The sequence below is a fragment of the Kribbella hippodromi genome (genome assembly GCF_039531045.1).
Lineage (GTDB): Bacteria > Actinomycetota > Actinomycetes > Propionibacteriales > Kribbellaceae > Kribbella > Kribbella hippodromi.
This window is the reverse complement of record NZ_BAAAPH010000002.1, coordinates 431,293-453,861: the sequence shown is the minus strand read 5'-3', so window position 1 is coordinate 453,861 and position 22,569 is coordinate 431,293. Positions and strand designations below refer to the sequence as shown.

Here is a 22,569-nt window from a genome sequence, read left to right as displayed (position 1 = left end):
TCAGTGCGCGTCCTCGTCGTTGTCGTAGAAGTCCGGACGCTCCGGGTAGTGCGGACCGTCGTACACCTCCAGCAGTACGGAGGTCTCCTCTGCCCGCGTCGGGCCGTGCGTCACGCCCTTGGGGTTCCAGTAGAAGCTGCCCTTGGTCAGCGTGGTGCCGGTCGGCAGGTACACGTACCGGCCGGACAGGCAGAACATGAACTGGTTCGATGCGTGCTTGTGCGCGGACGGGATACCCGAGCCCTGCTCGAACCGCACCAGGGCGATCGACGCCTCGGTCACCGGGTCACGCCACAGCATCTTGTGGGAGAGACCGTCCAGCGACTTCTCCACCCACTCCAGGTCCTCTGTCTGCAGCAGAATCTCGTGCAGCGGCTCGCCGAACGAAGTCACATGTCCTCCCGTGGTACAGGTCTTCCGGTGATCCGGGTGTACAACTCTTCCGCCACCCCGGTACCCATGGGTGCAACAGCAGCGACGTGGCCGTCCGGCCGGATCAGCACGATGGTCTCAGCCGGTACGCCGTACCGCTTGGTGGTCACACTGCCCGGGTCGAACAGGGCGCGGTCCCGCAGCCCGGAGTCGTGCGGCGCGTCCCACCGGGAGACGGCGCAGTGCCGCAGCGCCGCCGAGTCGTTCACCGGGATCTCCGGCCGCCGGCGTACGTCGGTGAAGTACAGCGCGACGAACGAGTCCCGGCACAGCTCGTGGATCGTCGTACGCCCGGTCGGACTCTGCAGTACCAGGTCCGGTGCACGATCTCCGGCGCGTACGGCCGGCGGAGCGCCCGCGGTGGCAACCATCGACCAGTCGCCCGAACCGTCTACATCGAGCCGCACCCCGAGCAACGTACGCGTGTAGGCCGTCGCCCAATCGCTCGTCCCCTCCGTGACAGCACCCTGCTGGAACGACATGTACTTACGCGCCGCCTCAGCCATCTCTCCGGAGCCTTCGATCGCTACAGGGCGCTGCTCCTGCTCGTACCCGTCCAGCAGGGACGGCTCGGCCCAGCCACGCAGTACCCAGGCCAGCCGCCACGGCAGGTTCGACGCGTCCAGGGCACCGGTGTTGAGGCCCAGCGCCCACATCGGCGTGATCAGGTGCGCCGCATCGCCCATCAGGAACACCTTGCGGTCCTTGGTCCACTGCTCCGCTACACGGTGGTGCACGTTGTACACGACTGAGCCGAGCAGCTCGATCCGGTCGACCTCACCGATGAACTGCTTGACCTTCACCAGCAGGTCCTCGTCACCAGGGGCGTCCGTGCCCGGTGGCAGCGGGAACAGGAACCGCCAGTTGTCCGGTTGCCGGATCAGCACCATCCACTCGGACTTGTCCGCGAAGTACGCGAGGTACGGGTAGTCCCGCGCGTTGTTGACATCCAGGTCGACCACTACGTCGATCAGCATGTACCGCTCGGCCAGCGTCTCGCCGATCACCTTCACGCCGAGCGCGTCCCGGATGCGGCTCCGCCCGCCGTCACAGGCCAGCAGGTACGACGCCTCCAGCTCCTGCGGCCCGTCCGGCGTCTCGAGCTGCAGTACTACCCGGTCGTCCCGTACCTCGAACGACGTCAGCCGGCGCTGCGTCAGCACCGGCTCCGGTAGGGCCGCTGCCAGCAACGGCTCCATCTTCTGCTGCGGCAGGTTGATGACGAACGGGAACTGCGTGTCGTTCACCAGTTCGGCGAGCTGCACCGAAGCGCGTGGCGTGTTGGTGGCCCGGTCGATGTCACCGATCTCGTCGATCCGCAATGCGGCACCCAGGATGCCGTCCAGCGCGCCGTACCGGTTCCAGATCTCGAGCGTACGGCTGAGCGTCGTACCGGCCTTGGTGTCGGACGACAGCACCGCGTCCTCCTCCAGCAGCACGTACGGGATGCCGTAGTGCGCCAGACCGAGTGCAGTGGTCAGACCGATCGGACCGGCACCTACTACTGCTACAGGCAGCTGTTCAGTCACTAGTTCACTCCAGGCAGCTAGATGAGGCAGCTAGACAAAGCTCGTGAGCTTGGCAAAGGCACGTTCTCTGGGCAGTACCGACCCGGTGATGGCGGCAGCGTCGGACAGCAGGAACAAGAGCAGGCCGACCACGTCATCGGGGTCGCCGATACCTATGGTGTCCTGCCAGTGGTCCCGGTCCGCACCAGCGTTCGCACCGCGGAACTGCTCGGTGTCGATCACCCCTGGCGCGACCACGTTCACCCGGACCCGGTCAGCGGCCACCTCCACCGCCAGCGACTTGGCGAACGCCACCAGCGCCGCCTTGCTCGCCGCGTACGACGCAGCCCCCGCGTAACCAGTGGAGGCCATCCCGGACGTGAACACCACCACCGAACCGGACTGCCGCGACACCAGGTGCGGTACGACGGCCTGACACGCCCACACCACACCGTCAAGGTTCACCTGCAGCGTCCGCGTCCACTCCGCCGCGTCCATCGCCAGTACGGACGACCGCGGCTGTACGGCGGCACCGGCCACCAAGCCGTCGATCCGCCCGTACCGCTCCAGCACGCCCTGGACAGCGGCTTCGACAGCGGCACGGTCCGCGACGTCCACTTCGACGTACTCGATCCCGTCGGCCGGCGGCGTGACATCGAAGACCACTGCCGTACCGCCTACCGCGTTCACAGCAGCAGCCAGCGCCGCGCCGATGCCCTGGGCGCCGCCAGTGATCACCACGACCTCACCGGTCGCGTCGAACTTCACCTTCATGACGTCTCCTTCTTTGACGTCATCGTCTCGGTGATCCGCTGGAACGCGCCAGCCAGGTGACTACGCAACGCCTGTTCGGCGGCATCCGGGTCCTGTGCGACGCAGGCGTCCAAGATCGCCTGATGCTCCTGCCGGCTCCGCTCGATCAGGAACGCGGTGGGCCGGCTCCCGAACCGGTAGCGCTCACTGTTCTGCCAGACCGGCTCGATGGCCCGCGGCAACCACTGTGAACCGCTGGCCCGGTAGATCGCGAAGTGGAAGTCCGCGTGCGCCCCACGAGCGCCTGCGGAGTCCTCAGCGCGCGACATCCGCAGGTGCTCGGCCAGTGCGGCAGCAGCCTTCTCCAGGTCCTCACTGGTGAACCGCGCAGCCGCAGCTCGTACAGCGAGGCTCTCCAACGCCAGTCTGGTCTCGTGCGTGTCCCGCAGGTCAGCCAGCGACAGGTCCCGTACCCAGGCGCCCCGGTGCGGAATGATCTCGACCAGTCCGAGTGCTTCGAGCCGCCGCAGCCCTTCCCGTACCGGCATCTGGCTCATCTCGAGCCGATTGGCCAGCTCGACCAGGCGCAACGGCGTACCGCTGGGGAGCTCTCCTGACAGGATGAGCTGGTGCAACTCAGCCGCCGCATGCTCAGCGAGCGTACGGCGACCACCTTTGCCGCCACCTGGCAGCAGCTCCAACGGCCCGCTCATCCGTGAGTCAGCCGGTCTGCACGAGCAACCTTGTTTCGCAGCGAACCCAGCTTGTCGGCGCGAGTGATGATCTCGTCGCCCTCCTGCAAGAACACCTGCGGCTCCCGCGCGTTACCGATACCGGCCGGCGTACCGGTCAGCAGCAGGTCACCCGGACGCAGCGTCATCCCGAACGACAACTCACTGATCAGCGTGGCCACGTCGTACGCCATCTGCTTGGTGGAAGCGTCCTGGCGGATCTCACCGTTCACGAGGCACTGCAGGTGGATGTCCTGCGGGTCGCCCAGCTCGTCGGCGGTCACGATCCACGGACCGAGCGGCATCGTGTCGTCGATGCTCTTGCCCTTCAGCCACTGCCCGCCGTGCGCCCGCTGCAGGTCCCGCTGGGACACGTCGTTCGCGAGCATGTACCCCCACACGTGGTCCAGCGCCCGCGAGACCGGAATGTTCTTCCCGGTCCGGCCGATCACCAGTGCGACCTCTGCCTCGTAGTCCCACTTGGCGGAGAGCGCCGGATCGTAGGCGATGTCGTCGTACGGACCGATCACCACGTCCGGGCCCTTGGTGAAGAAGGTCGGGTGCTCGGGCCGGTCGACGTCCTGGCCCTCGCGTTTGCCCTTGCTCTCCTCGAAGTGATCCCAGTAGTTCCACCCGGTACACAGAATGTCCCGGCGGAACCGGCGCAACGGCGCCCGCAGAATGCCTTCGCTGTAAGGGATCCGCTCCCCCGACAGCTCGAAGCCGGACTCGATCACCTCGGTCAGATCCGTTGCGGTCAGCAACGAAACCGTGTCTCCCGAGAGCACGCCGGGCACTTCCCGCCCGGCGTGCTCCACCATCACGTACCGCATCTCAGGTCCACTCGACGCCGCGCACGGAATCACCCCCGGTCATGAAACCACTGCAATCGCAGAGATTTCGATCAGATAGTCAGGATGGGCGAGCTTGCTGACCTCGACCATGGTCGAGGCCGGCAAGGGTTCCGTGAAGTACTGCGCCCGGATCTCGTGGATCTTGGCGAAGTCCTCCATGTTGCGTACGTACACGTCCACCCGGCAGACGTCCTCGAGCGTGCCGCCGGCGGCCTCGACCGCCGACTTCACGTTCTCGCACACCTGCCTGGTCTGCTCCCGGACGTCACCGACACCGGCGATCCCGCCGTCCGGCCGGCGCGCCGTCATGCCCGAGACGAACACCAGCCGTCCGGTCGCCTCGATCACGGTGGCCTGCGAGAACACCCCGTTCGGGCTCCGCAGCGCATCCGTCGAAACCTGTGTCTTCGGCATCAGTTCAGTTCCCCTCCGGCCGGGATGACGGCGCCGACGGCGCGTGCGGCCGCCAGCAGTCCGTCCAGTCCCGGCTTCTCGATCAGTACTCCGTGCCGGCGCTGCTGTGCCGCGCGCTCGGCCTCGATCTCACCCGGCAGGTACAGCCGGTCCACCCCCGGTGCGGTCGCGCTCCCGCGGACCCGCGCGGCCAGCCCGGACGAGCGGCGGCGGAACGCCTCCACCCCGCCCATCAACTCCGGGTCGATCGCCAGGAACAGGTGCGCGCAGTCGTTCGGCCGGTCCGGCTCGCGGTACAGCGGGCGTACCTCGTCGCCCCAGCCGCCACCACTGAGTACGCCGGTGAGCACGTCGATCATCAGCGCCAGGCCGAATCCCTTGTGCCCGGCGGCCGGCAGCAACATGCCGAGCACCGCTTCGTCCGGATCGGTGGTCGGTGTGCCCGAGGTGTCGGTGGCCCAGGTGTCCGGGATCGGCCGCCCGGCCGAGGCCGCCAGCCGGATCTTGCCGAGGGCAACGGCCGACAGGGCCATGTCCAGCACGATCTCGACGCCGGCCGTGGTCGGTACGGCGATCGCCAGCGGGTTGTTGCCGACCAGCCGTTCCGCACCGCCCGGCGCGGGCATCAGCGGCGTCGTGTTGGACATTGCGATACCGATACACCCGGCCTCGGCGGCCTGCGTCGCCCAGCGGCTCGCGGCGCCGAAGTGGTGCGCATTGCGCACCGAAACCAGACCGATGCCGTACCGGCCGGCTCGCTCGATCGCGTGTCCCATCGCCTGCGGGCTGGACAGTTGTCCCATCCCGCCACGGGCGTCCACCACCATCGCGGCGCCGGCGTCGAACAGTACGTCCAGCTCACGTTCCCGAGTCACCCCGCCCGCGTTCAGCCGCTCGACGTACATCGGGACCAGCATCACGCCGTGCGAGCTGACCCCGCGCAGATCGGCCTCGACCAGCGCGGCCGCGATCTCGTCGGCGTCCGCGGCTGCGAACCCGAGCCGGCCGAAAACAGCAGCCACGGTCGCCTGCAACCACTCGGGCCGCACCAGCACCCGCTGATCGGCATCTGAAGCTTGTGCTGTCATCGGGTCTCACGCGCCCACGGCAGCAAGAGGTGTTCGAGCAAGGCCAATCCGTAGAAGAGAACGATGCTCATCACGCTGAGCAGGGTGATGGCGGCGAAGGCCAGCGTGGTGTCGGCGCTCGCGCCGGACTGCTGGATGATGTACCCGAGTCCCTTGGTCGCACCAACGAACTCGGCGATCACGGACCCGATCACGGCGAGCGAGATCGCCACCTTGAAGCCGGTGAAGATCTGCGGCATCGCGTACCGCAGCCGGAGCTTGAAGAACTCCTGGGTCCGGCTCGCGTTCAGCGACCGCATCAGCTCGACCAGCTCGCTCGGGGTCGACTTCATCCCCTGCGCGGTCGAGATCACGATCGGGAAGAAGCACATCAGCAGGACCATCACCACCTTCGGCCACTGACCGAAGCCCATCCACACCACCAGCAGCGGCGCGACCGCGACCTTCGGGATCGAGTTCACCATCAGCAGCAACGGGTAGACCAGCCGCTCCAGGATCACCGACCGGACGATCAGCAGCGCGATCGGTACGCCGATCACGATCGCCAGCAGGAAGCCCTCGATCGTCTCCAGCAGCGACGTGCCGGTCTCGGTCAGCAGCATCCCGGGCTGCTCGAAGAACTTGACCACCACGTCCCACGGACTCGGCAGCAGGTACGGCTCGATCGCGAACACGATCGTCGCGCCCCACCAGAGCGCGATCGTCGCGGCCAGGCCGATGATCGGGAGGACGACGGCGGCGGCCGGCGAATCCTTCAGCCAGGATCGTCTCGTCATCGGCCCCGCACCTCATCCACCGGACGAACCTCGTCGCGGGCCTTCTCCGGTACCTTCTCGGCCAGCAATGCGTGCAGCCGGGCGCTGATCGTCGCCACCTCGGTGACATGCGCGTCCTGCCCGAGACTGCGCGGCCGCGGGATATCGATGTCGACAACCTCCCGCATCCGCCCCGGCCGCGGCGTCAGCACGACGACCCGGTCGGCCAGGACGACCGCTTCCTCGATCGAGTGCGTGACGAACACGATCGTGGTGGAAAGCTCCATCTTGATCCGTTGCAGTTCCTCGGACAGCTCGGTCCGGGTGAGCGCGTCCAGGGCCGAGAACGGCTCGTCCATCAGCATCACCTGCGGGTCGCGGATCAACGACCGGCACAGCGACACCCGCTGCTGCATCCCGCCGGACAGCTCGTGCGGCAGCCGCCGCTCGAAACCCTGCAGCCCGACCAGCTCGAGCAGCTGATGCGCACGGTCCCGGTACGAGGCTTTGCTGCCCTTGTCGATTTCGACCGGGAGCATCACGTTCGACAGGACCGATCGCCACGGCAGCAGGGCCGGGCGCTGGAACATGAAGGAGACGTCCCGGCGCGGCCCGGTGACGGGTTCGCCCGCCACCTGGACCGTGCCGGACGTCGGGGGCAGCAGTCCCGCGATCAGCCGGAGCAGCGTGGACTTGCCACAGCCGGACCGGCCGATCAGCGTGACGAACTCACCGCCCTGAACGTGCAGGTCGATCTTCTCCAGGGCGGTCACCCGGCCCTCGCGTCCGTCGAAGACCTGCCCCACGCCGTCCAGGCGAATCATCCGGTTCCAGTTCTCCCTTGCTAGCTCTTCGGAGCCAGGCTCATCGTGACCACGTCGTCCGGCTTGACCGCACCCGGCTGGATCGCCTTCGACTGCTCCAGCAGCGCGATGATCTTCTGCAGCCGCTCCAGGCTGACGTCACCCAGCGGGCCGTTGAAGCTCTTCGGCTTGACGTAGTCCTTCATGATGTTCAGCTCGGCGGTGGCGACCGCGAGATCCGTGGTCGGCACGTACTTCTTCAGCGTCGCGGCCGCACCGGCCGGGTCGTCGATGGTGTCCTGCAGACCCTTGAGCAGCGCGGCGGTGAACTTCTTCACCTGGTCCGGGTGATCCTTGGCCAGGTCCGTCCGGGTGATGATCGCGTTCCCGTACAGGTCCGGCAGCACGTCGCCGTACGGCAGCGTGACGGCCTTGCGGTGCTTCGGGTCGGCCTTCTCGATCAGCGGCTGACCGACCACGAACTGGCCGATGCCCTGCACCTTGCCGGCCGCCAGCAGGTTCGGCAGCGCGGGCGGCGGCGACGGCAGGAAGGTGACCGACTTCGGGTCGATGTGCACCGCGTTCGCGTACACCGGGAACATCACCGTGTTGGTCGAACCCGGCTGGTCGCCGATGGTCTTGCCCGGCAGGTCCTGCGGGCCCTTGATGCCCAGGCCCTCCAGCGACATGATCGCGGCCATCGACTTCTGGTGGATCATCCCGACCGTGGTCACCGGCAGCTTCTGCTTACCGAGCGTGATCACGGTGGCGGTGAAGTCGCCGATGCCGTAGTCGGCCTGGCCGCCGGCCACCAGCTTCATCACGTCGACGGTGCCGGTTCCGGGCGAGATCTTGACGTCGAACCCGGCGTCCTTGAAGTAGCCCTTCTCCAGTGCGACGTACGCGTACGCCTCCCGGCCGAAAGTGTTGAACGACGTCAGATAGCTGACCTTCTGCAGGCCACCGTCGTCCGCCGACTTGTCCTTGCCGCCGCCGTTGCACGCACTCACCGCGGCGAGCCCCAGGACCGCCATCAGGGCGATGACGGAACGCCTCAACCTCATATCGACCTCTCTCGTCCCGATATTTGATCAAACATCAAATATGGAAAGGTGGTCAATCCGCCCGCGGGGACTTCACAGGGATTTGACGTCCGCTGCGCCGGGTCCTCGCGGTACCGCTGGCCACCCGTCCTGGAGCTGCTCCCCATGCCTGTCCGTAACCGGACGGGCACCCGCCCCGACCACAGACCGTACCTGCCTCGGCAGCAGATCGCGACGGTCCTGAGCGCCGAACCTTTAGCTGCAGCGTCAAATTTGCGTAAACCCTCACCTTTGCCGTGATCCTGCCCACTCCGATCCAGCTTTTCCGGGCTGGACACCGCCGGGGACAAGGGGGCTCACTCCGGCGAGGGAGGTACCGCTCCCCCGGTTTTGACACCATGTGACAGTGAGCGTGATCAGCAGCCTGTGGCGTCCGTCGACGTACCTGCGCTGGGTGTACCTGCTGCTCGGTGCGGCGCTGGTGCTCGCGTTCATCCTGGTCGACAGCGCGCTCGGCGCCGTGGTCAACGACCTGGACCTGCCGAACGTTGCCACCGGCATCATCTGGGTGGTGTTCGGGCTCGGGCCGCCGGTCGCGCTCGGGCTGCTGCCGGCCGTCCGCGAGGTGGAGGGCATCGCGGTCGAGTCGCTGCTCGCGGTCCGGTTCGACGAGCGGCCGCTCGGGCCGGCGCGGACCTGGGCGCAGCGCCGCCGGACCGCACTCTGGTTCGTCCTGCACCTGGCCGCCGGCGGCATCGTCGGCGTACTCAGCACCATCGTCATCGGGCTGGGCGCGATCTGGCTGGTAGCGCCGTTCCGTTCGCCCGGCACCCATGAACTCGTCCCCGGCACCAACTACGAGGTCCACGGCAACTGGATCGACCTGTGGATGCCGGCCGCGGCGATCACCGGCTTGGTGCTGCTGTTCCTGCTGTCCGCCGCCGTCGGCGCGCTGCTCGCCTACCTCGCCCCCCGCGTACTCGGGCCGACCGCCGCGGAACGGATCGAGCTGCTCGAACAGCAGACCGCAACGCTTGCCGAGCGCAACCGTCTCGCTCGCGAACTGCACGACAGCGTCGGGCACGCGCTCAGCCTGGTCACGATCCAGGCGGCAGCCGCCCGGCGGGTGCTGGCGACCGACCCTGAGTTCGCCGAGACCGCGCTGGCCGCGATGGAGACCTCGGCCCGGGCCGCACTGGCCGATCTCGACCATGTACTCGGACTGCTCCGCGACGACCGCCGCCCCGGCTCCCGGACCGCACCACAGACCACGCTCGGCGGTCTGGACCGGCTGGTCGAGGCGACCCGGGCCGGCGGCATCACGATCGAGGTCGAACGGTTCGGTGACCTGGACCGATTGCCGGCCGCGGTCTCCCGCGAGGCGTACCGGATCGTGCAGGAAGGGCTCACCAACGCGATCCGGCACGCCGGGCGGCCGGCCGGTGAGCTGACCGTCGACCTGTCGATCCAGCTGGACACCAACGGGCTGCGGCTCGCGGTGACCAATCCGGTCAGCGGCACGTCCGAGTCGCCGGGTGGCGGGCGTGGGCTGTCCGGGATTCGTGAAAGAGTCGCCGTACTGCGTGGCACTGTCGAGGCCGGTCCGGTCAGTGCGCACGACGGTCCGGCCTGGCGCCTCGCGGTGGGGTTGCCGGTCAGCATGACGAAGGGATGACATGAACTTGTCGGTGGTCGTGGTCGACGACGAGCCGCTGATCCGCAGCGGCCTGCGCGCCATCATCAACGCCGAGCCCGACCTCACCGTGGTCGGCGAGGCGGGCGACGGCGCCGAGGTGCTGCCGGTGGTCCGCCGGACCGGCCCCGACGTCGTCTTGATGGACGTCCGGATGCCCGCGGTCGACGGCATCCAGGCCACCCGGCTGCTGCTGGAGAGCCTCGACCCGGCGCCGCGCGTCCTGGTCGTCACGACCTTCGAGAACGACGACTACGTGTACGAAGCACTGCGCGCCGGTGCGTCGGGGTTCTTGCTCAAGCGCACCCCGCCGGACGACATCATCGCCGCGATCCGCACGGTCGCACGGAGCGAGTCGCTGCTTTTCCCAGAGGCGATCCGGGCGCTGGCCCTCGTACACGCCGGTTCGCAGCCGGGACCGACCGGCCTGGACGAGTTCCAGCTGACCGAGCGTGAGCAGGAGGTGCTGCGGCTGATGGCGCGGGGGCTGTCCAACGCGGAGATCGCCGCGGAGCTGATTCTCGGCGTCCAAACAGTGAAGACGCACGTCGCGAACGTGCTCGCCAAGCTCAACGCCCGGGACCGTACGCAGGCCGTGATCCGCGCGTACGAATCCGGCTTCGTGCCCCTGCGCTAGCAGAACCCACCCTGAGCAGAACCGACGCTGAGCAGAACCGACGCTGAGCAGAGCCGGCACTAGCAGTCGGCGGCGTCCTCCGCCTCGGCCAGCGTGCAGGCGTTGTGCAGCGGGTCGATCGCGTTCGCCTTCATCGCGACGCGCTGCAGCAGCATCCGGAAGCTGGCTCGCTCCGACTCGTCCAGGATGCCGAGGACCTCGTCCTCGGTCGCGCGCAGGCGGCGCTCCAGCTCGCACAACGCCTGCCGGCCCTGCTCGGTCGGCACGATCAGGCGTGCCCGCCGATCGGCCGGATCCGGGCGGCGCTGCACCAGCTCGGCCTTCTCCAGGTCGTCCAGCAGGTACGTCATCACGGTCCGGTCGACGTCGAGCTGCGCGGCCAGATCGAGCTGCCGCTTCGGCCCTTCCGACATCGTCGTCGCCAGCACCTGGTAGCCGCGCGGCCCGCCGGGCAGACCCTCGAGCGCGGCGGCGGACGCCTTCGCGTACCGCCGGAAGACGACGCCCAGCGCCCAGCCCAGGTCGGCCTCGACCGGCGCGCTGCCGTTGCCGGACGGCTCGACTCCACGAGCGGTCCCGGCGGCGAGCTCAGGCGACGTACTGGACATGTCCCCATCCTACGGGGTGTACGCCACCCGGAATACGATCTGACTTGAATATGTTCTGCTCGACAGATTATCTTCGAAACAGCTCAACCCGAGCTCGCCCCCTCAACTGATGGAGACAGAACAGATGAGCACCCTGCTACGCGTCGACGCCAGCATCCGGCTGGACGGTTCGGTGTCCCGCGCGCTGGCGGACAGCGCCGAGGCCGCCTGGAAGGCGGAGCACCCGGACGGTGTCGTGGTACGGCGTGACCTCGGACAGCACCCGCTGCCCGCGACCCTCTGGCCGACTCTGGCCGCGGCGCAGGTCGGTCAGGAACCGGTCGCGGACTCCGACCGGATGCCGCTCGCCGAGGCCCAGGCGATCGCCGCCGACCTCTCGACCGAGATCCGGAGCGCCGACGCGGTCCTCCTCGCCGTGCCGCTGTACAACTACGGCATCGCCCAGCACGTGAAGACCTGGATCGACGTCCTGCTGATGGACAGGGACTTCGCCTTCGGTACCCGCCCACTCACCGGCCGGCCGGCGATCTTCGCGCTCGCCCGCGGCGGCGGGTACGGGCCCGGCAGCCCGAAGCACGGCTGGGACCACGCCACGCCGTACCTGGAGCGGGTCTTCAGCGACCTGTTCGGCATGAACATCCGCACCGCCGCCGCCGAGCTCACCCTCGCCCCGGTCACCCCCGGGATGGAGGAACTGATCGACGCCGCCAAGGTCTCGGAGTCGGAAGCGCACGTCGAGGCCGAGGCCCACGGGACTGTAGTCGCGCGCGAACTCGGCGCTCACGCCGCGTAGGCCGGATCTCCAGGCCATCACCATCGCGTCGACGACCGGTCGCTGAGCGGCAGCTGCCGGCCCGAGGGGTGATTGTGATGGCCTGGGGATTCACTTCTCCCAGGTGGACACCGTCACGGACATCGACACGATCGCGGGCTCGGGCAGGACGGCGATGCGCTGCAGCAGCTCGCGGTAGTCAAGATGCCGCGCGCTGGGCGTCATCAGGACGAGCTGCTCCACCGCCGACCGGTCGAGCGGCATCGTTTCCTCGACCACCTCGCTGCCGGTCCGGACGAACTCCCCCGCCAGCGATTCCTCGAGCCGGCGTTCCTTGTCGGCGTCGACGCCGACCATGCCCAGTACGTCGATCAGCTCGGCGAGATGCTGCTGGTTCGGCGTCACCACGAGCAGGCGGCCGGTCGGAGACAGGACGCGGGCCATCTCGGCGGCGTTGCGGGGCGCGAACACGTTCAGCATCAGCTCGGCCGCGCCGTCGACCAGCGGCAGCTCGCGCCAGGCATCGCAGACGACCGAGGCGATCCGCGGATCGACCTTCGCCGCCCGCCGGGCCGCGTACTTCGACACGTCCAGGGCGATGCCGCGGCGATGCGGCGACAGGCCCAGTACGCCGGCCAGGTAGTACGCGGTGCCGGCGCCGACCTCGACGACCAGGTCGTCCTCACCGAGCTCGGCGCGCAAGATCAGGGCATCGCGGATCGGCGCGTAGTGGCCGGTGCCGAGGAAGACCGTGCGGGCGCCGACCATCGCGGCCGAGTCGCCGTCGATCCCGTTCGAGGACGCGGGCAGCAGGTTCAGGTAGCCCTGTTTGGCCAGGTCGTACGCATGCCCGCGCGGGCAGCGGGCCGTACGGTCGGTCAGCGTGAGCCCGTCACCACAGACCGGGCAGCGCAGGGCGGCGACAAGATGGGCTTCCACCGCCTCAGGTTATGTCGCGACTCGTCAATCTCGCCCACGCCGCGGCATAGAAGACGACCAGATACCCGGCCTGGAGCAGCAGGTTGCGGCCGATGTCATGCCAGTACGGCGGGTCGCGGAGCAGGTCGGCGAAGGACTGCCAGCGGTACATCAGCAGCCACGGCTGGATCGCGTGCAGCTGCGGGATCGCGGTCATGATGCCGAGCACGATGAACGTGCCGAAGGTCGCGGCCATCGCGGCCAGTGGGGTTGAGGTCAGCGAGGACACGAAGAGCCCGATGCCGGCGAGGCCGAGCAGGGACAGGGCGATCACGATCGCGATGCCGAGGGCGCGGAGCAGGCCGTCGCCGAGCGAGACCGTGCTTCCGGAGAGGAGCAGGACGTCGCCGACGGGGAACAGGATGAAGCCGACGATCAAGCCGGAGATCCAGATCACCATCGTGGCGGCCAGGCAGAAGACCGCGAGCGCGACCATCTTGGCGGCGAGCAGGCGGGAGCGGCCGGCTGGTGCGGTCAGCATGCTGCGCAGGGTGCCGAGGCTCGCCTCGCCCGCCAGGGACTCGCCGGAAACCACGGTCACGGCTGTTGGCAGGAAGAAGGGCAGGGAGAGGCCGAGGCTAGCGACGATCAGGAACAGGCCGTTGCCGGCGATCTGGCCGATGAATCCTTCGGTACCGCCGCCGGAGCCGGTGATCTTGATCGCGATCCCAATCAGCAGTGGGACGGCGGCCAGTACGCCGAGACCCACCTGAGTGCGGGCTCGGCCGAAGACAAGCCGCAGCTCGGAACCGAACAACGCGAGCGTGTGCCGGCCGGCACTCGGCCGGACGGTCGCCACGGCCGTGGCGTCGGAGGCACTGGCCTGCGTTGGAACGGCGCCAGCGCGCGAGGCGTCGGTGGGGGCAGCGTCGGCGGGGGCAGCGTCGGCGGGGACGGGGTCATTCGGCGACATCGAAACCCTCCCCGGTGAGTGCTACGAAGGCGTCCTCCAGGCTTGGGCGTTCCAGCCCGAACCCGTGAATCCGCACGTCCGCCGCGACCAGCGCGGCCGCGAACTTCTCGATCGGGACCTCCCCCGGGTCACCCTCGACCGTCTCCTCGGTGGTCTTCAGCTCGGTCACACCGAGCCCCTGCAACGTCTCCGCCGCCGCCCCGAGATCAGGCGTACTCACCACCAATCGCGGCCGCAGCTCCGACCGGAGATCCGCGACCGTGGACTGGCGCAGCAGCTTGCCACGGCTCATCACGGCCGCATGCGTACAGACCTGCTCCACCTCGGCCAGCAAGTGCGTCGACGTGAACACCGTCGTACCGTCCCGGGCCAGCTCCCGGATCAGGTGCCGGACCTCGCGGGTGCCCTGCGGGTCGAGACCGTTGGTCGGCTCGTCCAGTACGAGCAACTCGCGCCGCTGCATCAACGCGACCGCGATCGCCAGCCGCTGCCGCATACCCAGCGAGTACGCGCGGACCTTCTTGCCGGCCGCGTTCGACAGGCCGACCCGTTCCAGCGCCTCCCCCGCGCGCGCCTTGCGGGTCTTCGGGTCGGCGGTGCGGTCGGCGGCGTCGAAGCGCAGCAGGTTCGCCTGGCCGGTCCAGAACGGGTAGAACGCCGGTCCTTCGACCAGGGCGCCGACCCGCGGCAGTACGCGCAGGTGCGCTTTCGGCATCGGCTCGCCGAGCAGCTCGACCGCGCCTGAGGTCGGCGCGATCAAGCCGAGCAGCATCCGGATGGTGGTGGTCTTGCCCGACCCGTTCGGCCCGAGGAAGCCGTACACGCTCCCGGCCGGGACCTCCAGGTCGACCGCGTCCACCGCGACCTGCCCGCTCCGGAACCGTTTGGTCAGGCCGTGGGTGACGACCGGCGCGCTCACGGTCAGCGCGGGGCCTTCGCCGCGGCGGCCTGCAGGGTGTCCGGGGTGACCAGACCGGCGAAGATCCGCCCGTCGTTGGTGATCAGCGCACTGATCATCTTGCTGGTGACGATCTTGCCCGAGCCCCACGAGCCCTGCACCGTCGGCGCCTTGGCCAGCAGCTGGCCGAGCTGACCGCCGAGCTTGCCGTTGCCGGTCAGGTCCGCCGTCTGGGCGCCGCGGATCATCACCACGCTGTCCCAGCCGGTACCGATCACGGTCGGCTTGTTCGCGTTCGCGTTCGGGACTGGCTTGCGCGGCAGCAGCTTCGGCGTGGTCTTCGGGTTGACCTGCTTCGGCAGCTCGGTCTTCGCGGGCGCCTTCTGCTCGGTCACCTTCACCCCGGCCGGCGGCGTGAACGCGAAGCTGCTCGCCGACGGTACGTCGAACGACACCGAGGTGAAGCCGAGCTCGACCGCCGGGCTGCCACCGGACCGCGGCATCACCGTCACGTCCAGCGGGACCCAGGTCTTGGAGTCGACTGCCACCGTCACCGAACCGACCGTCGTCTTGTCGGTCTTCGGCACCAGCTTCAGCTTGTACGCGTCCCGGCCGGCCACCTTCTCGGTGCCGCTGACCTGCACCTGAGTGCTCGGGTCGATCGCGGCCAGGAACTGCTTCGCGACTGCCTGCGGGTTGTAGTTCTGCTGCGGCTGGGTCTTCTCCGGCTTGCTCGCCGAGTGCGCCGGCAGGGTCAGCTTCGTGGCTTCACGCTTGGACGAGTCGTAGGCCCAGGCGGACTTGCCGTCTGTGGTCCAGAGCTGCTCGGACTGGTTGTCAAGCAGCGAGACCCGCGCCTTGTCCGGAGTCGCGAACGCGACCCGCGCGGTGTGCTGGCCGCTCAGCAGGTCGGTGATCTGGCTGTTGGCGCCGCGCATCCCGGGGATCGCGGGCAGGCCGAGGTCGGCGCTCGACTGCACGGTGCCGCTCAGGCCGTCGACCTTCGCCGACTGCACCTTCGTGAGCAGATCCTGCGCGGAGATGTTCGGCAGCTTCGGCGAGGCGTCTGCCATCACCGGGCCGATTGCCCCCACTCCTGCCACCACGGCGACTGCCGCGACCGGAACCAACCACCGTCGACTTCGCTGCGCTACGCCCATGAATACAGCCTCGCACCGCGTCCGGGCGGAACCAAGGGTCCTCGGGGTAGGTTCACCCGAAAGAGTGAGACCGGCGTACGACCGTGGTCGTACGCCGAACACTCAGCGTGACTGAAGTGCATCCAGCGCGACCGTCATCGCCGCCGCGACGCGAAAGTCCAGGCGCTGGTCCTGGACCTCGATGCGGTACCGGTCGCGGACCGAGACCTTGCGCTCCACCGACAGCACCGGCCGGCCGGAGGCGCGATCGGTGAAGTCGAAGTGGAAGATGAACGGCAGCGGGATCTCGCCGACGAACGGGACGAACTCCCAGACCCGGCGGACGATCGCGACCGTCGCGTTCCGCTCGGTACCGTCCGCCTCCACCCCGGCCGCGCTGAGCTGCCAGCTGGACCGGAGCAGGCTCTTCCCGAACTCCTTCTTGAACCAGCCGATCGGCTGACCGTTCGCGTCGTACACGTCGTACCCCGACCCGAGGTCGATCGTCTTCCGCGCCTTGAACGAGAACACCGGCTGCGTCTTGGTGTCGTCGGTGTAGAACGTCACCTGCTCCTTGAACGCCATCCGCTTCTGCTGCGCGAACGCGAGCAACGCACCGTCGCTACCGTCCGGGTTGGTGGCGATCAACTCGTACTTGTTCGCCATCAGGGTGATCCGCTGCTTCATCGAGAACTTGGGCACGTACATGGGGGACGGCTCTGTCATGCGGGTGAGTGTGTCAGACCGGAGGCCGACGCGCCGGTGGCGATTCCCCGGGCGAAGGCTTCGGCCTGCTCGGTGCGGTCGGTGACGCGTACGCGGAGGTGGGCGATGCCCTGCAGAGCGAGATCCCGGGCCAGCTCGATGCCGAACTCCGTGGCTTCGTGGTTTGTGCGCGCGTGACGCCAGACAATGCCGAAGTCGGACGGTGGTTTGACGGCGCCCAACTGAACGACCAGATCCTCAGGGTTCCGCAAGCTGGTTGCGTCGCCGCCGATGATCACGTTGACCGTCTGACCGGATGCCTGGGAGATGTCGTGCGCGGGTGTCGCTTGTAGCGCCTCTTCGTGGATGGAGATGTCGCGGTGGCCCCAGGTTTCGTGGTGTACGGCCCAGGTGAGCGGGCGGCGTTTTGCCCAACCCGAGCGGACGAGTTCCGGCGCGGAAGCGAACTCGTCGACGTGCCCCACGCACAGGTACCCGACCAGCTCGATGTGCGCGGGCAGACCGAGAACCCCCGCGACCTCTTCCGGCGTGAAGAACGAGACCCAGCCGACACCCAGCCCTTCGGCGCGAGCAGCAAGCCACAGGTTCTGGATCGCGATCGCGGCCGAGAACCAGGTCGTCCGCGGATCAGCATGCCGCCCGAGCACATGCCGGCCGCCGCGACCGGGATCGCAGGTCACCGCGATGTTCACCGGCGCGTCGAGAATCGCCTCGATCTTCAGCCCATCGAACGCGGCACGACGCTCATCCGGAAGCGAAGCAGCAAAGGCATCCCGCTGGACGGTCGCCAGCTCGTGCACCTTCCGCCGGGTAGCGAGGTCGCGAATCACCAAGAAGTCCCACGGCTGACTGAGCCCGACGCTGGGCGCCCGATGCGCAGCCTCCAGAACTCTGGTCAGCAAGCGATCATCAACCGAAAGGTCAAGAAACCCTCGCCGTACGTCCCGCCGCTCCGCGATAACCCGATGCACAGTTGCCCGGGCCGCCGCGTCGTACCCGGGCGCTGGTAGGTGGCCGATGGCGATTGTCGCGTTGGGGGTTTGTTGTTTGGTGACTACGAGGTGCGCCCCGGCGGCTAGTACTGCGGCTTCGGCGACGCTGGGGGTGCCGGTGTGGTGCTGGACCTTTTCGCTGGGGGTCGGTGGTGATTGGGCGGCGAGTTCATGCGTCTCGAAGGTGCGGAAGTCGGCGTTCAGGTCCTGGGCCAGGCGTTGGAGGGCAGGTTCTTGCTCGCGTCCGGTGCGGGTGGCGATCAGGTCGACGTCGCCGGTGACGTCACGAAGGGCGTGGCGTACGAGGGCGGTCAGCTCTTCGTACGAGGTGCCGCCGCGAAGGCCGATGCCTATGACGAGCTTCATCGGTTTCGGGCGGCCGCGACGAAGCGAGCCGGGACGTCGGGCGTGGCGGTCCAATGGACGTGCAGATAGGACGCGTGTACGTGCGGAAGCGTGATGCCCTCCGGACCGGACGGCAGGTACCAGGCGGGTGCGAGTTCTTTGGTACTCGGCGTGATCGTGGTGCGGTGGAATTCGTGACCCCGGACGCGACGTCCTTCGTCGTAGAACGCGGTGCTTGTGGCGGCGACGGCGGTGCGATAGCCGAGGGTCAGGCGGGAGGTCATCTGCGCGGTCGCAGGGAGGACGGCGGTCATCGGGTGACCGTCGAGTTCGCGGCAGAGGTAGAGGAGGCCGGCGCATTCGGCGATCACCGGGAGGCCGGAGGCGATCTCGGCGGCGACCTGATCGCGCAGCTCGACGTTCGCCGACAGGGCCTCGGCATGCAGCTCCGGGAAACCACCACCGAGGTAAAGCCCAGCAGTTGCCTCAGGCAACCGATCGGCCAGCGGATCGAACGTCACCACCTCCGCCCCGGCCGCCTCAAGCAACTCCACGGTCTCGGTGTACCGAAACGAAAACACCGGTCCCCCGGCAACCGCAATCACCGGTCGCACACCGCGTACCTCAGTAGGTGAGCTGGGGGTCCATGCGGCTGAGGTGTGGTGGGGGGCGGAGTGGGCGGCGGTGATGATGGCGTCGAGGTCTACGCCTTGGTGGACCAGTTCGGCGGCTGCGGTTACTGCTTGTTCAGCTTGGGATTGTTGTTCGGGCGCCGGGATCAGGCCGAGGTGGCGGCTGGGGACCGTCAGTCGCGCGTCGCGGCGCAGTACGCCGAGCACAGGTACGCCGGTCGGCGCGACACCGGCGCGTACTTCGGTCTCGTGCCGGTCGGAGCCGACCTTGTTCAGGATCACGCCGACGATTCGTACCTCCGGGTCGTACGCGACGAACCCCTGCACCACTGCTCCGACACTGCGGCCGGCGGCGGACGCGTCCACCACGAGTACGACCGGCGCGCGGAGCAGCTTCGCGACATGTGCTGTCGAGGAGAAACCTTCGGTGCCGAGTGCGCCGTCGTACAGGCCCATCACGCCTTCCACGATCGCGACATCCGCACCGGCCGCGCCGTGCTGGAACAGCGGCGCGATCCGCTCCTCCCCCGACAGCATCGGATCGAGGTTCCGCCCGGGGCGCCCGGTCGCGAGCGCGTGGAACCCGGGGTCGATGTAGTCCGGCCCGACCTTGAACCCGGCCACCACATGCCCGGCCTTGCGCAGCGCCGCCATCAACCCAACCGCAACCGTCGTCTTCCCCGCCCCCGAAGCCGGCGCCGCCACCACCACCCGCGAAACCAACCGACCTTTCGGCGCGGGGTTCGGAGCCGTCACCACTCGATGCCCTTCTGACCCTTCTGGCCGGTGTCCATCGGGTGTTTCAGCTTCGTCATCTCGGTGGCCAGATCAGCCGCCGCGAGCAGCTTGGGATGCGCATCCCGCCCGGTGATCACCACGTACTGATGCCCCGGCCGGCTGCTGAGCGTCTCGACCACCTCGTCCACGTCGACCCAGCCCCACTTCATCGGGTACGTGAACTCGTCCAGCACATACAGATCGTGCGCCTCGGCAGAAATCCGCCGCTGGATCTCCCGCCACCCCTCCAACGCATCGGCCGCGTGATCGGCGTCAGTACCGGGCTTGCGCGACCAGCTCCACCCCTCGCCCATCTTGTGCCACTCGACCGGACCGCCCTCGCCGGTCTCGTCGTGCAGCCGCCCGAGCGCCTTGAACGCGTTCTCCTCGCCGACCTTCCACTTCGCGCTCTTCACGAACTGGAAGACCCCGATCCGCCACCCCTGGTTCCAGCCCCGCAACGCCAGTCCGAACGCGGCGGTCGACTTCCCCTTCATCTCCCCGGTGTGCACCATCAGCAACGGCCGGTTTCGCCGCTGCCGCGTGGTCAGGCCGTCATCCGGTACGGCGACCGGCTGCCCTTTCGGCATCAGGCCACCTTCCGTTCGCTGACCGTCCGCACAAGGTTGCCGGCCGCAACATCTCCGAGATCGAGGTACTCCGCGCCGAGATCACCCGCCAGCTCCGCGGCCAGCCCGAGCCGTACGCCGCGCCGTGCTTCGCAATCCACCACCACGGTCGCGATCCCTTGCTCGGCCAGCCATCCGGCCGCCTGCCGGGCGCGGGCGAACGCGTTCTCGCCGTACGTCGCGCGGCCGTCGGTGACGAGGACGAGCAACGGGCGGCGGCGCGGGTCGCGGATCGCGGCGATCCGGAGCAGTTCGGCCGTCTGCAACAGACCTTCGGCGAGCGGCGTACGTCCGCCGGTGGGCAGCGATTCGAGCCGTCGGACCGCCGTTTCCACGCTGCCCGTCGGCGGCAGCGCGACCGTCGCGGCGGCACCCGCGAAGGTGACCAGGCCGACGGTGTCGCGGCGCTGGTACGCGTCGAGGAGAAGCGAAACGATCGCCGTTTTCACCTCGCTCATCCGCTTCTTGGTACCCATCGATCCGGAGGCGTCGACGCAGAACAGTACGAGGTTTCCTTCGCGGCCTTCGCGTACGGCGAGCCGCACGTCCGCCGCCCGCACCAGCAGCCCCGGACCGCTCCGCCCGCGCACGTGCTGATGCGGCGCCGCGCTCCTGATCGTGCTGAGCAAATGCGGCCGCCCGGCCTCCCGTCCGACCCGAGCCCGGTCCCCCACCACCCGACCCACCTCGGTAACCGCCCGCGACCGCCGCCCAGCCACGCCCACCCCAGCAGTCTTCACACTCAAAAGCCGCGCTTTGTACGGCTCCGAGCTTCCGGCGACGCTTGGAGCGGAACCCGCAGGTATTTGCTCATCACCATCAGTTGAATTGGAAGGGTTCGCTTCCCCTTCACCTTCACTTGAAGGATCTACTCCCCCGCCCGGTCCGCCGTTCGGGTCATCCGGATCGTCGTCGGGGTCTTCTGGTGGGGTGGTGTTGTTGATGGCGTCTTCGAGTTGCTGGTCGTCCAGGCCTGGGGCGTCGAAGGGGTTTCGCCTGCGCCGGTGCGGCAGGGCGAGCTTGGCGGCGGCGCGTACGTCCTCGACTTCGACGACCGTACGTCCGCACCAAGCCGCATGCGCGACCGCCGTACGCGCCGTCACCAAGTCCGCGCGCATCCCGTCCACGTCGAACGATGCGCAAATCTCCGCGATCTGCCGGAGCGCCGCGTCGGTCAGGATCACGTCCGGCAGCAGACCCTGCGCCTTCACGATCCGCTCGGCCAGCTCGCGTTGCGCCCCGTCGTACCGCTCTGCAAACTCCGCCGGCCCCGCTTCGTACGTGAGCCGCGCGCGCATCACCTCGACCCGCACCGCCGGGTCCCGGCTGGCGACGACATCAACCGTCAGACCGAACCGGTCGAGCAACTGCGGCCGCAGCTCCCCTTCCTCGGGGTTCATCGTCCCGACGAGTACGAACCGCGCCGGGTGCGTCACCGAAACCCCATCGCGCTCGACCGTCGCCCGACCCATCGCGGCGGCATCCAGCAGTACGTCGACCAGGTGATCGTGCAGGAGGTTCACTTCATCCACGTACAACAGCCCACGATGCGCCGCCGCCAGCAACCCCGGCTCGTACGCGGTGACGCCCTCCGCCAGCGCCTTCTCCAGGTGCAGCGAACCGAGCACGCGATCCTCAGTCGCCCCCACCGGCAACTCCACCAACCGAGCCCCCCGCCGCACCCCACCGTTCGCCGCAGCGCCGGCTGAGGTGCTGTGCGGGGCGTTCGCGGAGATGCCGCGCGCGCCGTCGGTGGGGGTGGTGTGGGGGGCGTCGGGGCAGGTTGGGTCGGGGTGGTCAGGGTCGCAGGAGAAGCGGCAGCCGGCGATGACGTCCACTGGGGGGAGGATCTCGGTCAGGGCGCGGACGGCGGTCGACTTCGCCGTACCCTTCTCGCCCCGGATCAGCACCCCGCCGATCGCCGGCGACACTGCCGCCAGAATCAGCGCGAGCTGGAGATCGTCCATCCCGACGATCGCTGTGAACGGAAACCCGGCATCAGATCGCGCAGCCCGCATCGGCGGAAGTCCCTTTCGTCGAGCGGGTGTCCACGCCCGCTACGGCACTGGTACGCCGGCGAACCGGCGGACGGCCATAGATGTCCTGGCTTCCGGACCCCGAAGGTTCCGGTCACAGTGGCGGGACCGCCCCGGACTCCCAGCAAGCTGGTCACCGGTGTTCCTCCACAACCGTCGCCCCGATCATGGCACACCCGACGCGGTACCGAACAACGGGTAGTGGTCCCCCGAACCAGGCCCATACGAGCCACCCTCAGGCGTGCCCGCCCGCCCCACCACCAACCACCACCCGTCCTTCGGTACCGATCAACGGGTGAGCTGATCAACGGGTCAGCGGATCAACAGGTGAGCCGCTCAGCGCACGAGGCGGGTCAACAGGTGAGCCGCTCAGCGCACGAGGCGGGTCAACCGGTGTGTCGGTCAGCACGTGA

Annotated in this window: 23 protein-coding genes and 1 riboswitch; of the genes, 3 read left to right on the top strand and 20 right to left on the bottom strand. The window is 68.5% G+C overall.

Going from position 1 to position 22,569, the window contains the following annotated elements; translation table 11 throughout:
- Genes ABD260_RS04815 through ABD260_RS04770 form a run of 10 tightly spaced genes read right to left on the bottom strand, consistent with a single transcriptional unit; the run spans position 1 to position 8,402 of the window.
- Entirely contained in the window at positions 1–393 is a 393-nt protein-coding gene (locus ABD260_RS04815; protein WP_344232078.1) for a cupin domain-containing protein, read from the bottom strand.
- Positions 390–1,961: an FAD-dependent monooxygenase gene (locus tag ABD260_RS04810; RefSeq protein WP_344232077.1), complete on the bottom strand. Its 1,572-nt coding sequence runs from the start codon at positions 1,959–1,961 to the stop codon at positions 390–392. Before ABD260_RS04810 ends, ABD260_RS04815 begins: the two co-directional genes overlap by 4 nt.
- A gap of 30 nt (positions 1,962–1,991) precedes the next feature.
- Positions 1,992–2,714 (bottom strand): SDR family NAD(P)-dependent oxidoreductase, encoded by a 723-nt coding sequence (locus ABD260_RS04805; RefSeq protein WP_344232076.1) that lies wholly within the window; start codon positions 2,712–2,714, stop codon positions 1,992–1,994.
- Positions 2,711–3,406 carry a GntR family transcriptional regulator gene (locus tag ABD260_RS04800; RefSeq protein ID WP_344232075.1) on the bottom strand — a complete coding sequence of 232 codons (696 nt, stop codon included), beginning with the start codon at positions 3,404–3,406 and terminating at the stop codon, positions 2,711–2,713. Before ABD260_RS04800 ends, ABD260_RS04805 begins: the two co-directional genes overlap by 4 nt.
- Positions 3,403–4,257, bottom strand: a complete 855-nt coding sequence (locus ABD260_RS04795) for a fumarylacetoacetate hydrolase family protein (protein WP_344232074.1) — start codon at positions 4,255–4,257, stop codon at positions 3,403–3,405. Before ABD260_RS04795 ends, ABD260_RS04800 begins: the two co-directional genes overlap by 4 nt.
- 39 nt (positions 4,258–4,296) lie before the next feature.
- The gene (locus tag ABD260_RS04790; RefSeq protein WP_344232073.1) at positions 4,297–4,692 is read right to left on the bottom strand and encodes a RidA family protein; all 396 of its coding nucleotides are present in this window, start codon (positions 4,690–4,692) and stop codon (positions 4,297–4,299) included.
- Complete coding sequence (locus ABD260_RS04785) at positions 4,692–5,780, bottom strand: Ldh family oxidoreductase (protein WP_344232072.1); 1,089 nt, start codon at positions 5,778–5,780, stop codon at positions 4,692–4,694. Before ABD260_RS04785 ends, ABD260_RS04790 begins: the two co-directional genes overlap by 1 nt.
- Positions 5,777–6,556, bottom strand: coding sequence for an ABC transporter permease (locus tag ABD260_RS04780; protein ID WP_344232071.1), 780 nt, complete (start codon positions 6,554–6,556; stop codon positions 5,777–5,779). The genes ABD260_RS04785 and ABD260_RS04780 overlap by 4 nt, the downstream gene beginning before the upstream one ends.
- On the bottom strand, positions 6,553–7,359 hold the full coding sequence (locus ABD260_RS04775; protein ID WP_344232070.1) for an ABC transporter ATP-binding protein: 807 nt from the start codon (positions 7,357–7,359) through the stop codon (positions 6,553–6,555). The genes ABD260_RS04780 and ABD260_RS04775 overlap by 4 nt, the downstream gene beginning before the upstream one ends.
- Positions 7,360–7,379: 20 nt before the next feature.
- The gene (locus ABD260_RS04770) at positions 7,380–8,402 is read right to left on the bottom strand and encodes an ABC transporter substrate-binding protein (RefSeq protein ID WP_344232069.1); all 1,023 of its coding nucleotides are present in this window, start codon (positions 8,400–8,402) and stop codon (positions 7,380–7,382) included.
- A 385-nt stretch (positions 8,403–8,787) separates the two neighbouring features.
- On the opposite strand from ABD260_RS04770, the gene ABD260_RS04765 reads away from it, so the two are divergent.
- Both ABD260_RS04765 and ABD260_RS04760 read left to right on the top strand, forming a co-directional pair.
- A complete protein-coding gene (locus ABD260_RS04765; RefSeq protein WP_344232068.1) occupies positions 8,788–10,056 on the top strand; it encodes a sensor histidine kinase in 1,269 nt (422 codons plus the stop codon).
- Position 10,057: 1 nt separating this feature from the next.
- Complete coding sequence (locus ABD260_RS04760) at positions 10,058–10,711, top strand: response regulator transcription factor (RefSeq protein WP_344232067.1); 654 nt, start codon at positions 10,058–10,060, stop codon at positions 10,709–10,711.
- A gap of 59 nt (positions 10,712–10,770) precedes the next feature.
- Here ABD260_RS04760 and ABD260_RS04755 read toward each other — a convergent pair whose 3' ends face one another.
- A complete protein-coding gene (locus tag ABD260_RS04755; protein WP_344232066.1) occupies positions 10,771–11,319 on the bottom strand; it encodes a MarR family winged helix-turn-helix transcriptional regulator in 549 nt (182 codons plus the stop codon).
- Positions 11,320–11,443: 124 nt separating this feature from the next.
- Here ABD260_RS04755 and ABD260_RS04750 point away from each other — a divergent pair, with 124 nt between their 5' ends.
- Positions 11,444–12,112, top strand: coding sequence for an FMN-dependent NADH-azoreductase (locus tag ABD260_RS04750; RefSeq protein ID WP_344232065.1), 669 nt, complete (start codon positions 11,444–11,446; stop codon positions 12,110–12,112).
- A 90-nt stretch (positions 12,113–12,202) separates the two neighbouring features.
- On the opposite strand, the gene ABD260_RS04745 is transcribed toward ABD260_RS04750, so the two are convergent.
- The 9 genes from ABD260_RS04745 to ABD260_RS04705 form a co-directional block, all read right to left on the bottom strand.
- Entirely contained in the window at positions 12,203–13,030 is an 828-nt protein-coding gene (locus ABD260_RS04745) for a putative RNA methyltransferase (RefSeq protein WP_344232064.1), read from the bottom strand.
- A 4-nt stretch (positions 13,031–13,034) separates the two neighbouring features.
- The gene (locus ABD260_RS04740; protein ID WP_344232063.1) at positions 13,035–13,982 is read right to left on the bottom strand and encodes an ABC transporter permease; all 948 of its coding nucleotides are present in this window, start codon (positions 13,980–13,982) and stop codon (positions 13,035–13,037) included.
- Positions 13,969–14,901 (bottom strand): ABC transporter ATP-binding protein, encoded by a 933-nt coding sequence (locus ABD260_RS04735; RefSeq protein WP_344232062.1) that lies wholly within the window; start codon positions 14,899–14,901, stop codon positions 13,969–13,971. Before ABD260_RS04735 ends, ABD260_RS04740 begins: the two co-directional genes overlap by 14 nt.
- Positions 14,902–14,903: 2 nt before the next feature.
- The gene (locus ABD260_RS04730) at positions 14,904–15,974 is read right to left on the bottom strand and encodes a LolA family protein (RefSeq protein WP_344232061.1); all 1,071 of its coding nucleotides are present in this window, start codon (positions 15,972–15,974) and stop codon (positions 14,904–14,906) included.
- A 168-nt stretch (positions 15,975–16,142) separates the two neighbouring features.
- Complete coding sequence (locus ABD260_RS04725) at positions 16,143–16,745, bottom strand: LURP-one-related family protein (protein ID WP_344232060.1); 603 nt, start codon at positions 16,743–16,745, stop codon at positions 16,143–16,145.
- Positions 16,742–18,103, bottom strand: coding sequence for a 5,6-dimethylbenzimidazole synthase (gene bluB / locus ABD260_RS04720; protein ID WP_344232059.1), 1,362 nt, complete (start codon positions 18,101–18,103; stop codon positions 16,742–16,744). Before bluB ends, ABD260_RS04725 begins: the two co-directional genes overlap by 4 nt.
- Positions 18,100–19,470 (bottom strand): cobyrinic acid a,c-diamide synthase CobB, encoded by a 1,371-nt coding sequence (locus tag ABD260_RS04715; protein WP_344232058.1) that lies wholly within the window; start codon positions 19,468–19,470, stop codon positions 18,100–18,102. Before ABD260_RS04715 ends, bluB begins: the two co-directional genes overlap by 4 nt.
- A complete protein-coding gene (gene cobO, locus ABD260_RS04710; protein WP_344232057.1) occupies positions 19,467–20,081 on the bottom strand; it encodes a cob(I)yrinic acid a,c-diamide adenosyltransferase in 615 nt (204 codons plus the stop codon). The genes ABD260_RS04715 and cobO overlap by 4 nt, the downstream gene beginning before the upstream one ends.
- Positions 20,081–22,138 (bottom strand): magnesium chelatase subunit D family protein, encoded by a 2,058-nt coding sequence (locus ABD260_RS04705; RefSeq protein ID WP_344232056.1) that lies wholly within the window; start codon positions 22,136–22,138, stop codon positions 20,081–20,083. The genes cobO and ABD260_RS04705 overlap by 1 nt, the downstream gene beginning before the upstream one ends.
- An 81-nt stretch (positions 22,139–22,219) precedes the next feature.
- A riboswitch (cobalamin riboswitch) is annotated at positions 22,220–22,301 on the bottom strand.
- Between the last annotated feature and the right edge of the window lie 268 nt (positions 22,302–22,569).

Bases quoted from the DNA above. Each gene is read 5' to 3' on its own strand.
- ABD260_RS04805 (WP_344232076.1), bottom strand. From the start codon at position 2,714: ATGAAGGTGAAGTTCGACGCGACCGGTGAGGTCGTGGTGATCACTGGC.
- ABD260_RS04800 (WP_344232075.1), bottom strand. From the start codon at position 3,406: ATGAGCGGGCCGTTGGAGCTGCTGCCAGGTGGCGGCAAAGGTGGTCGC.
- ABD260_RS04795 (WP_344232074.1), bottom strand. From the start codon at position 4,257: ATGCGGTACGTGATGGTGGAGCACGCCGGGCGGGAAGTGCCCGGCGTG.
- ABD260_RS04790 (WP_344232073.1), bottom strand. From the start codon at position 4,692: ATGCCGAAGACACAGGTTTCGACGGATGCGCTGCGGAGCCCGAACGGG.
- ABD260_RS04785 (WP_344232072.1), bottom strand. From the start codon at position 5,780: ATGACAGCACAAGCTTCAGATGCCGATCAGCGGGTGCTGGTGCGGCCC.
- ABD260_RS04780 (WP_344232071.1), bottom strand. From the start codon at position 6,556: ATGACGAGACGATCCTGGCTGAAGGATTCGCCGGCCGCCGCCGTCGTC.
- ABD260_RS04775 (WP_344232070.1), bottom strand. From the start codon at position 7,359: ATGATTCGCCTGGACGGCGTGGGGCAGGTCTTCGACGGACGCGAGGGC.
- ABD260_RS04770 (WP_344232069.1), bottom strand. From the start codon at position 8,402: ATGAGGTTGAGGCGTTCCGTCATCGCCCTGATGGCGGTCCTGGGGCTC.
- ABD260_RS04760 (WP_344232067.1), top strand. From the start codon at position 10,058: ATGAACTTGTCGGTGGTCGTGGTCGACGACGAGCCGCTGATCCGCAGC.
- ABD260_RS04755 (WP_344232066.1), bottom strand. From the start codon at position 11,319: ATGTCCAGTACGTCGCCTGAGCTCGCCGCCGGGACCGCTCGTGGAGTC.
- ABD260_RS04750 (WP_344232065.1), top strand. From the start codon at position 11,444: ATGAGCACCCTGCTACGCGTCGACGCCAGCATCCGGCTGGACGGTTCG.
- ABD260_RS04740 (WP_344232063.1), bottom strand. From the start codon at position 13,982: ATGTCGCCGAATGACCCCGTCCCCGCCGACGCTGCCCCCGCCGACGCT.
- ABD260_RS04725 (WP_344232060.1), bottom strand. From the start codon at position 16,745: ATGACAGAGCCGTCCCCCATGTACGTGCCCAAGTTCTCGATGAAGCAG.
- bluB (WP_344232059.1), bottom strand. From the start codon at position 18,103: ATGAAGCTCGTCATAGGCATCGGCCTTCGCGGCGGCACCTCGTACGAA.
- cobO (WP_344232057.1), bottom strand. From the start codon at position 20,081: ATGCCGAAAGGGCAGCCGGTCGCCGTACCGGATGACGGCCTGACCACG.
- ABD260_RS04705 (WP_344232056.1), bottom strand. From the start codon at position 22,138: ATGCGGGCTGCGCGATCTGATGCCGGGTTTCCGTTCACAGCGATCGTC.